The organism is Brevundimonas faecalis (assembly GCF_040549405.1).
Lineage (GTDB): Bacteria > Pseudomonadota > Alphaproteobacteria > Caulobacterales > Caulobacteraceae > Brevundimonas > Brevundimonas faecalis.
On the sequence record NZ_JBEPTF010000003.1, the window covers coordinates 223,745 to 236,824 of the forward strand.

Genomic DNA, 13,080 nt, shown 5'->3' on the forward strand with positions numbered 1-13,080 from the left:
CCCGCGACGACGGCGGGAAACCAAGGAGCCGTCATGGCTGACGCCGCGCCCGATCTGGCGTTACCGACCGCCGCCTTTCTGGGCGTTTCGCGATCCCTTTCAGGGCGCGCCTGGCGGCAACGCCCGGCCGAGGTCTCCGTCGTGCGCGCCCACATGCAGACCCTCGGTCTGGAAGAGCCTATGGCGCGAGCCCTGGCGGCGCGGGGCGTGGAGGCCGAGGCGGGGGCCGACTTCCTGACGCCCACGCTGCGGGCCCTGTTTCCCGACCCGTCCAGCTTCATGGACATGGACCTGGCGGCCGGCGCGGTCGTCGACGCCCTGCAATCCGGCGCGAGCATCCATGTCTTCGCCGACTATGACGTGGACGGGGCGTCGAGCGCGGCCCTGCTGGTCCGCTGGTTCCGGACCTTCGAGACGGATCTGCCCATCTATGTCCCCGACCGGCTGACCGAAGGCTACGGCCCCAGCGCCAGGGCTTTCGACACCCTGAAGGCGCGGGGCGCCGACCTGGTGATCACGGTGGACTGTGGTGCGGCGGCCAATGAGGCGGTGGCCCATGCGGCGGCCATCGGCCTGAAGGTCGTGGTCATCGACCACCACATGATGCGCGAAGAACCGCCCGCCTGCCTGGCCGTGGTCAATCCGAACCGGCCGGGCTGCAACTCGGGCCAGGGGAATCTGGCGGCGGCGGGGGTGGTCTTCGTCCTGCTGGCGGCGCTGAACCGCGAGGCGCGCAAACGCGGCCTGTTCGAAGGGCGGACCGAGCCTGACATCCGCCAATGGCTGGACCTGGCGGCCATGGGCGCGATCTGCGACGTGACGGGCCTGACCGGCTTCAACCGGGCGCTGACCAGCCTGGGACTGGGCGTCATGTCCCATTGGCGCAATCCGGGTCTGCGCGCACTGATGGCGGCGGCGGGCGCCGAGACGGGACCAGCGAAATCCAACCATGCGGGCTTCATCCTGGGGCCCCGGATCAATGCCGGCGGCCGGATCGGCAAGTCGGACCTGGGCGCGCGCCTGCTGTCCACTGACGATCCGGACGAGGCCAGGATGCTGGCCCAGGAACTGGACGCCCTGAACCTGGCCCGGCGCGAGGTCGAGGCCGAGGTGACGGAACAGGCCGTGCGCCGCGTCGAGGCGACCGGCGCCCACGCGGACGACAGCGCCATGGTCGTGGTGGCGGGCGAGGACTGGCATCCCGGGGTCGTCGGCATCGTGGCCGGGCGGCTACGGGAGCGCTGGCGCAAGCCAGTGGTTGTGATCGGCGTCGATGCGGTCAACGGCGTGGGCAAGGGGTCGGGCCGGTCCCAACCCGGCATGAACCTGGGGCGGGCCGTGCAGGCCGCCTGGCAGGAGGGCGTGCTGATCGCGGGCGGCGGCCACGCCATGGCGGCGGGACTGACGGTCGCGGCCGACCGGATCGACGAGCTGCGCGCCTTCCTGAACGATCGCCTGTCGGGTGAACGGGCGGAAGCCGTGGCCCAGGACTGGGTCGAGGTGGACGTGCTGATCGACCCGCGCGCGGCGACGCGGGATCTGTTCGAGTCCTTCGAGCGGCTGGCGCCCTTCGGCCCCGCCAATCCCGAGCCCCTGTTCGCGCTGGAAGGCGTTCAGGCGCGTGAGCCGGTCGCCATGAACGGCGGTCATGTGCGGTGTCGTCTGGTCGGACCGGACGGCGCCTCGGTGCGGGCGGTCGCCTGGCGCTGCGCCGACCTGCCGACGGGCAAGGCCCTGCTGGCGGGGCAGGGCGGACTGAATCTGGTCGGACGGCTGAAGGCTGACGACTGGAACGGCCGTCGCGGCGTGCAGTTTGAAATCGAGGACGTGGCCGATCCGCGCATGGTCTGACGCTGAACCAGAACGTCGCTGAGCGCAGGTCTTTGAAAAAGTCGCACAAACTGCGCAGCAGGCGCTTGCAAGCGACGGAATCGACGGCTATTACCCCGGTCCTCCGCGCAGCGGTCCCTTCGTCTATCGGTTAGGACGTCAGGTTTTCAACCTGAAAAGAGGGGTTCGACTCCCCTAGGGACTGCCACGCGGAGCCTTCATTTCCCCCGCATCCTTCAGCTCTCGCCATCCTCTAGCAGGACGGTTTTTCGCGTCGTCCGCATGGCGATGAAGTCTTTGTTCGGAAAATCGAAAAACAGGCTTGCATCGTCCGAAGGGGCCGGGTATCAGGCCGCTCCTCCGCGCAGCGGTCCCTTCGTCTATCGGTTAGGACGTCAGGTTTTCAACCTGAAAAGAGGGGTTCGACTCCCCTAGGGACTGCCACGCGGACGGCCTTCCTCCGACAATCTGGATGAGCAAACCGCCCCTTGGCGGGGATTCTGCGCTGTTCGGCGCAAAATTGTCGTTTTTGTTTTTCCGACGTTCACAGAACCGTGTTAAGCTTAGCCACTGCACGTATTGCAGGCGGGGGTTGTGTGTTGTCGGATGTGGCCGAAATTGAAGCCCCCCAGGTCGTTCATCTCGCCGGGACGGTGAAGTGGTTCGATCCGGGCAAGGGCTATGGGTTTATCGTACCGGAAAATCCTGCATTGACCGGGGGCAAGGACGTGCTGCTGCACGTCACCAGTCTCAGGGACAACGGATTTGAAACTGCGGGCGAGGGCGCCCCTATCAGCTGCGAGTGCGCTCAGCGCCCCAAGGGCTGGCAGGTCGTGCGCATCCTTGATCTGGGAGAGGGCGAAGCTGCCCCGGCCCGTGCGGTCAAGGCTTCATCGCGGGCTGCGTCGACGATGCTCTCGGACGGTCCGCTGGAAGCCGCCGTGGTCAAATGGTTCAATCGAACCAAGGGCTATGGTTTCGTGGTGCGCGACGGCGCCGGCGGCGATATCTTCGTCCATGTTGAAACGCTGCGTCGGTGCGGGATGGACGACCTGATCCCGGGCGACGCGGTTCAGGTGCGGTTCGCCGACGGGCCCAAGGGCCTTGTGGTGGCCGAGATCAGAGCGGGCGCATAGGGCCGTCCGGAAAGGGCGAACCATGGGCTTCTCGCGTCGCATTCTTTTGGTCGGGCTGTTGTCGGCTGCGAGCCTGACGGCGGCCTGTGCGCAGAAGGCGCCGGTCGATGAAGCCGGGCGAGCCCTTGAACCCCTTAGCATCGTCACGGCCTCCGGCGAACACAGGTTCATGGTCGAGATCGCCGATGACGATGCGGAGCGCGAGCGCGGCCTGATGTATCGCCCGCCGCTGGAAGCGGATCGCGGCATGCTGTTCCAGTTTCCGGCTGCGCGAGAGCAGAGCTTCTGGATGAAGAACACGCCCAGTTCGCTGGACATCATCTACATCGACCCTACGGGGCGGATCGTCTCCATCGCCAGCCATACGACCCCTTATTCAGAAGCGCCGGTCCCGTCGAACGGCGCCGCCAACGGCGTGCTGGAGATTCGCGCCGGCCGCGCCCAGGAAATCGGGGCCAAGCCGGGCGACATGGTGCGTCATTCCTTCTTTCGCCCGTAAGCGGGGATAAGCGCGCCTGATGCGTTGCGGCGCGGCCCTGACCGTGTCATGAGGGCGCTCCATCGGTTCGGGGTGTGGCGCAGCCTGGTAGCGCATCTGTTTTGGGAGCAGAGGGTCGGAGGTTCGAATCCTCTCGCCCCGACCATGGAACTCTCCCAACTTCATCTAGTCGGTAGAAGCGAGCGTCAGCGGCCCTCGTCGTCAAGCGCGCGTCGCTTTTCCTCCGGCGTCTCGTCCGGTTCGCCGTCCTGATCGGCATCGGTGAACCGACGCGGGCCGAGATTGCTCCAGCCCAGAAACAGAACGACGAGCAGGCCCAGGCCCGCAAGGCCTGCGAGAAGGATCTTCATATCCGCGTCTCCAGCTTCCTTCAGTCTACATATAGCAGAAGGCGAAAGCGGATGGGGCGCTGCGACGTCAGGTCGAGGCGTAGCCGCCGTTCAGGGCGTAGCTGAAGCCGATGGGCAGGGCTGCACGGAACTGGGTGAAGAAGGCCGCCAGTTCGCCCAGGGTGCTGCGGGGCACGAAGATGATGTCGCCGCGCCGCATGCGAATCGGCTCGGCATGGCGAGGGCGCAAATCGATCACGCGCAGCATGCGCACGCCGCCGGGGCCGCGACGGATAAGCGCCGCCTGGTTCGGCTTGGCTGAGGGAAGGAAGCCGCCGGCCAGAACCACGGCCTGATGGGCGTCGATATCGCCGGGCATGTCGAAGGCGCCGGGATTGCGCACCTCGCCGTCGATCCAGACCTTCAGCGGCCCGGCCAGGCGCAATGTGACCTCGGCCTCGGGGCGAAGCAGATAGGGGGCGTATCCGGCGGTGGCGTCGCGTTCCAGCTCGGTCACGGTGCGTTCGGCCGCCATCAGATGGCCGACCATGGGCAGGGAGATGCGGCCGTCGGGGCCGATCTTCATCTGACGGGTCAATTCAGGCGCGCTGGGCGTAGCCACCTCGATCTCGTCACCGGGATAGAGAAGGTATTCCGGCTCGACGTCGGTCCATGACGCGAAATCCAGCCCCGCCCAGTCCGCACGGGACAGGGGAGCGGAATTCGACGGACGCCCGGAAGCGCAACCGGCGAGGCCGGCGGCCAGACCCAGAAGGACGAGACGGCGATCGAAGGACATGAAGCAGGGCGCCGCTGACGGTTTCCGAACAAAGGTCAAGGTGACGGCTTATGGGTAACACGTGGTTAACGCCGGTCGATCAAGGTGCATGTCGAAAGCCTACAGACTGGATTCGCCCGCCCCATGCGTTCGACAACCCTGACAGCCACCCGGCCACGTTACGGCGTCCTGGACGTCGTGGCTCTGCTGTTCCGCGAGCTGTGGTTGATGATCTTGGTCTTCCTGGTGCTGTTCGCCCTGGGCGCGGCGGCCGTGATGACCCTGAAGAAGTCCTATACGGCGTCGGCCAGCGTCTTCGTCGGGGTCGGACAGGAGTACGTCTACCAGCCGCGCGTCGGTGCGACCGACCGCGCCGCGCCGCCCAACGCGGCCGAGGTGGCCCAGTCGGAAGGGGCGATTCTGAATAGCCTGGAGGTCAAGCGTCGCGTGGTTCGCGCCATGGGCGTCGAGAGCTTCCAGACGCCGGGCGAGCCGCAGAAGGACAGCCCGGCCAAGCAGGAAGAGAACGCCATCCGCGAAGTGGCCGACGGTCTGGAGGTCACGGTGACGCCGCTGAGCCCCGTGATCGGGTTGAGCTACAAGAGCAAGGATGCGGCCTTCTCGGCGCGGGTTCTGAACGCCGTGATCGATCAGTACCTGGCCTATCGCCGGGAGGTCTTCCAGGACCGCGCCACTCCGGCGATCCAGACCCAGCGCCGCGCCTTCGAGGATGAACTGGCGGCGGCGGACCGGGCCTATGAGGACTTCCTGAGCTCCAACGCCATCGGCGACTTCGCGACGGCCAAGGCCACCCTGGGCAGCACTTATTCGGCCCTGTTCGCGGAGCGGCTGGCGGTCCAGGCGCAACTGAATCAGGCGACGCAACGCCTGAACACCCTGGCGGCTCAACAAGGCCGGACGCCGGCCGAGATCGCCTTGCAGCAGGATCTGAACATTTCGGCCCAGGACCAGATCCTGCAGCTGCGCACCCAGCGCGAGACCCTGCTGTCGCGCTATCAGGCCGACGCACAGCCTGTGCGGGACATCGAGGCTCAGATCGCCCAGCTCCAGGCCTATGTGGCGACGGGCACGGCGGTCGGCGCCAAGGAAGTCCGCACCGGCCCGAACCCGGTCTGGGTCGAGTTGGAGACGACGCGCATCAACGCCCAGGCGGAGCGCGACTCCCTGGCCGCGCGCCTGGCGGTGCTGAACCGCCAGGTGGTCGATCTGCAATCGCGCCAGACCCGCCTGACGGAGCTGGAGTCGCGCAACGCCACCCTGGCCGCCAATCGGGAAGTGCTGACGGCTTCGATCCGCGAGTTCCAGCTGCGCGAGACCCAAAGCCGTGCCGACAATGAGCTGGTGAAGGCCGGCGCCGACAACGTCACCGTGATCGAGCGCGCCCTGCCGCCGTCGAAGGGCAAGAGCCTGAAGCTGCCTCTGATGGCGGCGGCCCTGCTGTTCGCCGGCTTCACCGCCCTGTGCGTGGGTCTGCTGCGGGTCTTCCTGCGACGCGGTTTCACCCTGCCGTCGACCGCTAGCCGGACCCTGCAGATGCCGGTGCTGGCGGTGGCTCCGATGAAGAGCGCCTAAGCCCTGTCACCGGATGGTTGCGGCCGTGCTAGGCTGAAGTCGCAAACAAGGGCGTGTTACCGATTCGATGGTCGATCTGACGACGGAAATGGCAGGACTGTGGGCGGCGCTGGGACCAGCGCCCGCGCATCGCGGTCGCGTCATTCAGTTCGCCTCGGCCACCACGGGCGACGGCGTATCGACTGTCGCGCGCGAATACGCCCGTCTGGCCGCCGTCCGGGCGCGCAAGCCAGTCTGGCTGATCGACGGCGATCTGACCCAACAGGGACAGATGGAGGCGATTTCGGCGGAACCTGAGCGTTTCGGGCGTCTGGCGGCGCCGGTCCAGGCGTCGCCGAACGGCGCGGTCTTCTACGCCGTGACGCCGCCGATGAAGGGCCGCGACGGCCTGCCCGTGGCGCCGGCGCGGCTGATGACGGCCCGGGCCTGCCTGGGCGGACGACTGTTCGTCACGCGTTTCCATACCGAACTGCTGCGAGCCGGACAGCGGGTGGAGCCGGTGGGAGAGGCCGGATACTGGACCGCCCTGCGCGCTCATGTGGATACGGTGGTGATCGACACGCCGGCGGCCGATCGCAGCGACATGGCCATCACCCTGGCGCCCTTCGTCGACGATACGGTCCTGGTGGTCGCGGCCGAGACGACGGCGGTTGCGGAGCCTGTGGCCCTGCGAGACGACATCGACGCCGTGGGCGGCCGCATCGCGGGCGTTGTGATGAACCGCTCCACCTGGTCGCCGCCATCGATGCTGAAGCGTCTGACCGGCTAAGACAGCGCAGGCCTCAGGAAGCGGCGGTTCGGTCCAGGCGGGCCAGTTCGCGCGCGCCGTAGAAGTGGGGCTCGAACCCCTTCATCCAGAACAGTTTTCCGACGCCGCGCGCGCAGCGGTCCATCATCTCCGCGCGACGGGGATGGCCGATCAATGTCAACGCCGACGCCGCGACGCCCCAGACCACGGCTTGGGCTGCGCCCACGGCCATCCAGCGGGCGACGGCGGGCCAGTCGCGGGCGGATGCGGCGGTCTGGCTGGGCCCCTGTCCGTAGGCGAAGGCGCGGGTCAGGGCATAGGTCAGGGTGGCGCGGTGCGGCGGCGCGAACTCGTCTACCCAGGCCTCGGCCGCCCAGCCGAAACGACCGCCGCGCGCCGCCAGGGCGGCGAACAGGGCGTCGTCCTCTCCGCCGGCCTGATCGGCGGAGACGTTGAACGGGGCGTGGCCGGGCAGGGCGGTCGTCCGCCGCAGCAGGGAGTTGCCGCAACCGTAGGGGGCGTCGATCAACTGCGTCTGTTCGGGACCTTCGCGGCCGAAGAACCGCTCCAGATAGGATGTCGCCCATCCGGTCCCGTCCGGGACGCGACCGCGAATGGGGCCGAAGACGGCGTCGGCTCCCGTCGTCGCCTGGGCGTCCAGAAGGGCGGCCAGCCAGGTATCCGAGGCGGCTTCGTCGTCGTCTAGGAAGGCGATCAGGGACGCGTCCGTGGCGGCCAGACCTGTGTTGCGGGCCGTCGCCACGCCGGGCTGGGGCGCATGCACCCAGGTCAGGCGGAAGGGCGAAGCGGCCTTCAGGGCCTCGACCAGGAGGCGGGAACTGGCCTGAGGGTCGTTGTCCACCACGACAATCTGCTTGAGCCGCGTCTGGACCGCTGTCTGAGCGAAGAGGGAGCGCAGGGCGCGCTCCAGGCTGTCGGGCCGCCGCAGGGTCGGCACGATGACCGCGACGTCGGGCGCGCTCATCCGTTCAGGACCTGGCCCACGGTGCGGATGTCGCAGCCGGATTCCTTGGCGTGCCGGATCAGCCAACTCAGGGCGTCGGGCGTGCAGCCCCAGGGCGAATGGGTTTCACGTACGTCGTGGGTGTAGAGGATGAGCCAGGCGGTGTCGGCGACCGCACGGTCGATCCAGCCGCGCGCCACCGTCAGACCGTCGTCGCCCTCTATGCCCACGCCGGGCAGTTGGTTCAGGTCGTCGCCGTTGCGCACCAGGCCCTTGTGCACGCCGCGCAGGGAGGCGTAGCGCGAGGCCAGCAGGGCCTTGGCGTGGGGCGAGACCTCGCCATAGGGGAAGGCGAAATGGACCTGAGGCGCGCCCATGCCGGACAGGGCGGCGTCATTGGCGTCCAGATCCCGCTGCAGATCTGCGTCGGCGGTGCGGTGGCAGTCGACATGCCCGAAGGTGTGCCCGGCGATCTCGTGCCCCCGTTCGATCAGGGCGGCGATTTCGGCCGCGTTGGCGAAGCGACCCATATGGCCCTCCTGTCCGAACAGGCCGGCGCAGACATAGAAGGTCCCGTGCGCCCCTTCCGCTTCCAGCGCGGCGGCGCCGGCGTGGGCGGCGGTGGCGGGAATGTCGTCGAAGGTGAAGCTGATCGTCGGCCGCGACAGGTTCAGCTTGGCGGGTCGTCTATGGGTCAGCCGGGCGAACCGGCGGCGCAGCTTGCCCTTCAGACTGACATCGGGGGTGTAGGGCTGGATCATATCGCCTCCGCATAGAGGGCGGTGCGGTAGAGACGCAGGCTGAAGGCGCGCATGGATGTCGGCAGGAAGGAAAGGCGAGCGGTCTGCTTCAACAGCGGCCGGATCAGCCTGAGGCCCGGCACGGCCTTGAGCTTACGCGCGACCCGATAGCTTGGATAGGCGCAGACGAAATCCGGGTGCCGGGCCACGACGCGGGCGAAGTTGGGTGCGGACTGTTCATACTTGGCGGCCAGACTCTCGACCGTGTCCAGCCCCATGTGGGTGGCTGGGTTGTCCAGGTGGACGACCTGATGGCGGCGCGAGACGCGCATGGCCCATTCCACGTCCTCCCATCCCCAGCCGCTGAAACCGGGATCGAAGGCCTCGGTCTCGAAGACGTCGCGACGGACCAGCAGGTTGGAGGTGAAGACATGCTTTTCCGGCTGTAGCGCGCGCTGCCCGGCGGACAGGCAGTCCGACCGGACGGCCATGCTGCGATGAACCGCGAAGCGGGCGTCGTCCGGCGCCTGGAGCAGGGAAAAGCCGCCGAAGGCCACGGCCGGCGCCTGATCCCGGGCCAGATCGGCCCAGACGGTCAGGAAGCGGTCGTGGTCGGGACGCATGTCGCTGTCGAGAAACAGCAGGCTGGCGCCGCGGGCGGCCTCGGCCAGGCGATTGCGGCCCTCGGAACGGCCCCTGTTGGCCGACAGGGTGATCAGCCGCACCGGCAGGCTCATGCCGTCGATCGTCATGACCAGGCTGTCGGTCAGGGCGGCGTCGGCCGTTCCGTCGTCCAGCAGGATGATCTCGACGCGACCGCCCAGGGTGACCGCCTCTCGTTCCAGCAAGGCCAGAAGCTCGGTCGGGTCGTCGCGCAGGAAGGGGATCAGCACGGACAGGTCGGGCGAGGCGCCGGCCCAGGCGGCGTTGTCGTGGAGGCTGGCGTCCATGTGGGCGCTCCTTCTAGGCCAGGCCGCGACGGGCGCGGATGAATACCCGCAGCCGCTTGACCAGGTCGCGCACGCCGCCAGCGTTCAGGGCGTAGGCGCAGACCGCATAGACGAGGGCGCCGACGGAGGCGTCCAGCATGAGTTCTAGGAAGCCGCCCAGGGGCGGCAGCATCCAGACGACCAGGGCCATGACGATGCAGGCCAGGCCGCAACGCGCCAGGGCGTTCCAGGGAATCGGCAGGGGCATGATGCGCCGGCCGACGGCGATGGAGGCGACGGCGCCTATGGCGAAGCTGGCGGCTGTGGACCAGGCGGCGCCCATGACGCCGTAGCGCGGGATCAGGACGAGGTTCAGCAGGACGTTGGCCACGGCCGGCACGCACATGGCGGCCAGCAGCCAGCCGGTGCGGCGACCCAGGGTGAAGGCCTGATGGAAATAATAGACCGTCATGCCCGACAGGAAGGCGGACAGGGCGATCCAGGGCGTCACCTGTGCGGCGGCGTCGCGCAGGTCCTCGCCGATCAGGAACTCGGCCAGAGGACGGGCGACCAGGGCCACGCCGACGGCGGCGGGCAGGCCGATCAGCACCAGGGTCGAGGCCTGTTCACGGGCCGCCTTCAGCAGGGTTTCACGCCCGCCGCGTTCCAACGCCATCACCAGGGCCGGCGTGCCGGCGGCCCCCAGCCAGATGAAGAGGACGTCCAGGGTCCGGTTCGCGATGCTGTAGCTGGCGTGATAGGCGCCGACCGCCGCCTCGTTCATGAAGAGGGCCAGAAGGAACCGGTCGGTCGAGGCTAGGACCACGGCCAGGCCCAGGGAGGCGGCGATGGGATAGCCGTATACGGCGTAGGTCTTCAGGCGTTCGCGATCGACCACGCCGCGACGGGCTTCGCTCAATTCTCCGGGCAGGAAGAAGGGCATGGCGGCCAGAGGGGCGATCAGCAGACCCGCCAGGGGAGCGGCGGCGCCCATGCCGGCCACGGCGCAGGCCACGCCGACCCCGAAACCGGCGATCCCGTTCCAGATGTCGAGCAGGGCGGCCTTGCGCACTTCTCCGGCCGCGCGATAACGCTCCTGGGCCAGCTTGGAGAGGCAGCGCACCGGAATGCCGGCGAGGGCGACGCCCAGCGGCAGGCGGAAGGCGTCCGGCATGGGCCAGAGCCAGAGGATCAGCACCATGGCCGGCACGAAGATCGCCGTCATGATGAAGACCGTGCGATACAGGCTGGCGAAATGGCTGGCCATGTCCGCGCCTTCGCGCTGGGCGGCCCAGAACCGCGCCATGGCGGCTTCCAGCCAACTGAAGGTCGCCACGTGGGCCAGGGTCATGACCGAGAAGGCCAGGGCGTAGCGCCCGTAGGCGTCGGCATCCAGCAGACGAGTGAAGACGACGATCGTCAGAAAGCCGACGACGCCCTGGACCACATTGGCCGGCAGGTAACCGAAAACGCCTCTCCAGAACATCAGCGCACCGACAGCCGATCGCCGAGCAGCACGGGAATGGTGACGAGGATGACCCAGAGATCCAGCCAGAAGGACTGGCGCTCGATGTAGTCGATGTCCAACTGGACGCGGCGGCGGACCTCGCCGGCCGTGTGCATAGGCCCGCGCGATCCCTTGATCGCCGCCCAGCCGGTCATGCCGGGCTTGATGCGGTGGCGGTGCGCATAGTCGGCCACCAGGCGGGCGGATTCGGTCTCGCCGGTCTTCATGCCGATGGCGTGAGGGCGCGGACCGACCAGGGACATCTCGCCGCGCAGCACGTTCAGCAGTTGAGGCAGTTCGTCCAGGCTGGTGGCGCGCAGGATGCGGCCGATGCGCGTGACGCGGTCGTCGTCGGCGGTCACCTGACGGCTGGCGGTGGCGTCGGCGGCCTCATTGCGCATGGTGCGGAACTTCCACACCACGATCTCTTCCTGGTTGAAGCCATGGCGACGCTGGCGGAACAGGGCGGGGCCCGGGCTGTCGAGGCGCACCATCAGGCCGATCAAGAGCAGAACGGGCCATAGGAGGGCGATGGCGATCAGACCCAGAACCACGTCCTGCATCCGCTTGTTGAAGGCGCGGCGATCCGGAGAGGCGCCGCTGTCCATCAGGGCCAGGGGCGCCTGGGCCAGTTTCTCCAGCACGGCGTTACGCTGTTCGGCGGCCTTGGGATCGACCAGCAGGGTCAGGCCTGTGGGCAGGACGGCGAGGCGGCGGGTCAGTTCGCGCACCCGATCCTCGGCCTTGGGATCGATGGCTAGGACGATGCGGTCGATATAGGGCGTCAGGCGGTGGTTCAGCAGGCCGTCCACTTCGCCCAGGACCGGCACGCCCTCGATGGCGCTGGGCGAGCGGGCCATGCGGTCGTCGAAGACGCCCAGGACGTTCAGGTCCCGGCGTTGCAGGGCTTCCTGAATCAGGCCCTCGGCGTGACGCGTGGCGCCGACCACGACGATGTTGGGCGTCAAGGCTCCTGAGGCGCGCCAGCGCGCGACCAGCAGACTCCAGACCGAGTGAGCGGCCAGAAGCAGGAAGAGGGTGATCGCGAACCAGCGTCCATAGATGGGCCAGGGCGTCGTCGCGCCATGGAGAATCACGCCCAGAGAAGCAGCGGCCAATCCGCCCAACCCGATCACGCAGGCGACACGGGCCAGATGGAGAACCGCATTCTGGTTTCTCTCGAACCGATAGAGGTCGAGCGACCGCATCAGGACCAGAACGGCGAGGGCGCCGAGCGCGAAGGGCAGGGCGTCCACGACCCGTGTCGCGGCCGGGCTGCCGGGTCCGGTCAGGCAGGCCGCCCCGATGGCGGCCGCCCAGGTCAGGACGACGTCCACGCCGCGGAAATAGAAGACTCTCAATCGCGCAGCGCCGCGCTGTCGGCTGTTCAGCCAGACGTCGGGCCGGAAAGGACCGCGCCGCGCCTTGCCGACCGTGTCCGACGCCGCATCGGCGCCGGTGGCCGCACGCGCGGCGCGCGCCTCGACGTCGGACCTTTGGGCGGGCGTGGGAAAGTAGGATTCGGCGGAGGGCATGCGGGCTGAATGAGAGGGGTTCAAACTAGGCGACTGTCGGTATTTCATCGCATGTCGCGTCTCTATGGCGCGTTAACGCGACAGTTTTCGGTTTCCCCGTTGCGCTTGTCCGTGCGACTCGCTATCCACGCCGCCTGCCGGAGACGTGGCCGAGTGGCTGAAGGCAACGGTTTGCTAAATCGTCGTACCCTGTAAGGGGTACCGAGGGTTCGAATCCCTCCGTCTCCGCCAGAACCTTCTCATCATTTCCTGAAAATGGGCCTCGGCGCCTGCGTCGTCGAAGTGATGGCGTGCTGCGGATCGAGCCGGGCGGTCCTGCGGTTGCGTCTTGTCGACGACGGACATTGGAAATCCTTGGAAGGCTGGCGTCGGGGAAGCGCCGCCAAGCTACTCCTGAAGCCGCCGCGGCGTCGTAAAAGCCTGTAAAACGGCGAATGCGGAATGAGCGCTCAGCCGAGGTCGGTTGAGGTTTGATCTAATTTCTAAATTTGG

Annotated in this window: 12 protein-coding genes and 4 tRNA genes; 9 read left to right on the forward strand and 7 right to left on the reverse strand. The window is 67.9% G+C overall.

All coding sequences use genetic code 11. The annotated features are described in order from the left end of the window. Nucleotides 1-33 precede the first annotated feature (33 nt). From recJ to ABIE19_RS12000, 6 genes are all read left to right on the forward strand, one after another. A complete protein-coding gene (recJ, locus tag ABIE19_RS11975) occupies nucleotides 34-1,851 on the forward strand; it encodes a single-stranded-DNA-specific exonuclease RecJ (RefSeq protein ID WP_354089427.1) in 1,818 nt (605 codons plus the stop codon). A 112-nt stretch (nucleotides 1,852-1,963) separates the two neighbouring features. After that, nucleotides 1,964-2,038, forward strand: a tRNA-Glu gene (locus tag ABIE19_RS11980). A 161-nt stretch (nucleotides 2,039-2,199) separates the two neighbouring features. Beyond that, nucleotides 2,200-2,274, forward strand: a tRNA-Glu gene (locus tag ABIE19_RS11985). 155 nt (nucleotides 2,275-2,429) lie between these two features. Further along, complete coding sequence (locus tag ABIE19_RS11990; RefSeq protein WP_354089428.1) at nucleotides 2,430-2,966, forward strand: cold-shock protein; 537 nt, start codon at nucleotides 2,430-2,432, stop codon at nucleotides 2,964-2,966. 22 nt (nucleotides 2,967-2,988) lie between these two features. Then, complete coding sequence (locus ABIE19_RS11995) at nucleotides 2,989-3,465, forward strand: DUF192 domain-containing protein (RefSeq protein ID WP_354089429.1); 477 nt, start codon at nucleotides 2,989-2,991, stop codon at nucleotides 3,463-3,465. A 68-nt stretch (nucleotides 3,466-3,533) separates the two neighbouring features. Further along, nucleotides 3,534-3,610: transfer RNA gene (locus ABIE19_RS12000), tRNA-Pro, on the forward strand. A 40-nt stretch (nucleotides 3,611-3,650) separates the two neighbouring features. Here ABIE19_RS12000 and ABIE19_RS12005 read toward each other — a convergent pair. Then, complete coding sequence (locus ABIE19_RS12005) at nucleotides 3,651-3,815, reverse strand: hypothetical protein (protein ID WP_354089430.1); 165 nt, start codon at nucleotides 3,813-3,815, stop codon at nucleotides 3,651-3,653. A gap of 67 nt (nucleotides 3,816-3,882) precedes the next feature. After that, nucleotides 3,883-4,593, reverse strand: a complete 711-nt coding sequence (locus ABIE19_RS12010; RefSeq protein ID WP_354089431.1) for a polysaccharide biosynthesis/export family protein — start codon at nucleotides 4,591-4,593, stop codon at nucleotides 3,883-3,885. A 123-nt stretch (nucleotides 4,594-4,716) separates the two neighbouring features. On the opposite strand from ABIE19_RS12010, the gene ABIE19_RS12015 reads away from it, so the two are divergent. Both ABIE19_RS12015 and ABIE19_RS12020 read left to right on the forward strand, forming a co-directional pair. Next, complete coding sequence (locus ABIE19_RS12015; RefSeq protein WP_354089432.1) at nucleotides 4,717-6,165, forward strand: GumC family protein; 1,449 nt, start codon at nucleotides 4,717-4,719, stop codon at nucleotides 6,163-6,165. 67 nt (nucleotides 6,166-6,232) lie between these two features. Further along, nucleotides 6,233-6,934 carry a P-loop NTPase family protein gene (locus ABIE19_RS12020; protein WP_354089433.1) on the forward strand — a complete coding sequence of 234 codons (702 nt, stop codon included), beginning with the start codon at nucleotides 6,233-6,235 and terminating at the stop codon, nucleotides 6,932-6,934. A 13-nt stretch (nucleotides 6,935-6,947) separates the two neighbouring features. Here the strand turns inward: ABIE19_RS12020 and ABIE19_RS12025 are convergent, their stop codons facing one another. From ABIE19_RS12025 to ABIE19_RS12045, 5 genes are read right to left on the reverse strand one after another with little or no spacing between them, the layout of a single operon-like run. Further along, nucleotides 6,948-7,898, reverse strand: a complete 951-nt coding sequence (locus tag ABIE19_RS12025) for a glycosyltransferase family 2 protein (RefSeq protein ID WP_354089434.1) — start codon at nucleotides 7,896-7,898, stop codon at nucleotides 6,948-6,950. Then, nucleotides 7,895-8,638 carry a polysaccharide deacetylase family protein gene (locus tag ABIE19_RS12030; protein ID WP_354089435.1) on the reverse strand — a complete coding sequence of 248 codons (744 nt, stop codon included), beginning with the start codon at nucleotides 8,636-8,638 and terminating at the stop codon, nucleotides 7,895-7,897. The genes ABIE19_RS12025 and ABIE19_RS12030 overlap by 4 nt, the downstream gene beginning before the upstream one ends. Continuing rightward, a complete protein-coding gene (locus ABIE19_RS12035; RefSeq protein ID WP_354089436.1) occupies nucleotides 8,635-9,567 on the reverse strand; it encodes a glycosyltransferase family 2 protein in 933 nt (310 codons plus the stop codon). Before ABIE19_RS12035 ends, ABIE19_RS12030 begins: the two co-directional genes overlap by 4 nt. Nucleotides 9,568-9,580: 13 nt before the next feature. Then, nucleotides 9,581-11,032 carry a lipopolysaccharide biosynthesis protein gene (locus ABIE19_RS12040; protein WP_354089437.1) on the reverse strand — a complete coding sequence of 484 codons (1,452 nt, stop codon included), beginning with the start codon at nucleotides 11,030-11,032 and terminating at the stop codon, nucleotides 9,581-9,583. Then, nucleotides 11,032-12,588, reverse strand: a complete 1,557-nt coding sequence (locus tag ABIE19_RS12045) for an exopolysaccharide biosynthesis polyprenyl glycosylphosphotransferase (protein WP_354089438.1) — start codon at nucleotides 12,586-12,588, stop codon at nucleotides 11,032-11,034. Before ABIE19_RS12045 ends, ABIE19_RS12040 begins: the two co-directional genes overlap by 1 nt. A 139-nt stretch (nucleotides 12,589-12,727) precedes the next feature. Between ABIE19_RS12045 and ABIE19_RS12050 the strand changes: the two genes are divergently transcribed. Further along, a tRNA-Ser gene (locus ABIE19_RS12050) sits at nucleotides 12,728-12,819 on the forward strand. Nucleotides 12,820-13,080: the final 261 nt, after the last annotated feature.

What these genes read in the sequence shown, in the direction of transcription:
- recJ (WP_354089427.1), top strand. Translation starts at nt 34, where the DNA reads ATGGCTGACGCCGCGCCCGATCTGGCGTTACCGACCGCCGCCTTTCTG.
- ABIE19_RS12015 (WP_354089432.1), top strand. Translation starts at nt 4,717, where the DNA reads ATGCGTTCGACAACCCTGACAGCCACCCGGCCACGTTACGGCGTCCTG.
- ABIE19_RS11995 (WP_354089429.1), top strand. Translation starts at nt 2,989, where the DNA reads ATGGGCTTCTCGCGTCGCATTCTTTTGGTCGGGCTGTTGTCGGCTGCG.
- ABIE19_RS12010 (WP_354089431.1), bottom strand. Translation starts at nt 4,593, where the DNA reads ATGTCCTTCGATCGCCGTCTCGTCCTTCTGGGTCTGGCCGCCGGCCTC.
- ABIE19_RS12020 (WP_354089433.1), top strand. Translation starts at nt 6,233, where the DNA reads ATGGTCGATCTGACGACGGAAATGGCAGGACTGTGGGCGGCGCTGGGA.
- ABIE19_RS12030 (WP_354089435.1), bottom strand. Translation starts at nt 8,638, where the DNA reads ATGATCCAGCCCTACACCCCCGATGTCAGTCTGAAGGGCAAGCTGCGC.
- ABIE19_RS12040 (WP_354089437.1), bottom strand. Translation starts at nt 11,032, where the DNA reads ATGTTCTGGAGAGGCGTTTTCGGTTACCTGCCGGCCAATGTGGTCCAG.
- ABIE19_RS12025 (WP_354089434.1), bottom strand. Translation starts at nt 7,898, where the DNA reads ATGAGCGCGCCCGACGTCGCGGTCATCGTGCCGACCCTGCGGCGGCCC.
- ABIE19_RS12045 (WP_354089438.1), bottom strand. Translation starts at nt 12,588, where the DNA reads ATGCCCTCCGCCGAATCCTACTTTCCCACGCCCGCCCAAAGGTCCGAC.
- ABIE19_RS12035 (WP_354089436.1), bottom strand. Translation starts at nt 9,567, where the DNA reads ATGGACGCCAGCCTCCACGACAACGCCGCCTGGGCCGGCGCCTCGCCC.
- ABIE19_RS12005 (WP_354089430.1), bottom strand. Translation starts at nt 3,815, where the DNA reads ATGAAGATCCTTCTCGCAGGCCTTGCGGGCCTGGGCCTGCTCGTCGTT.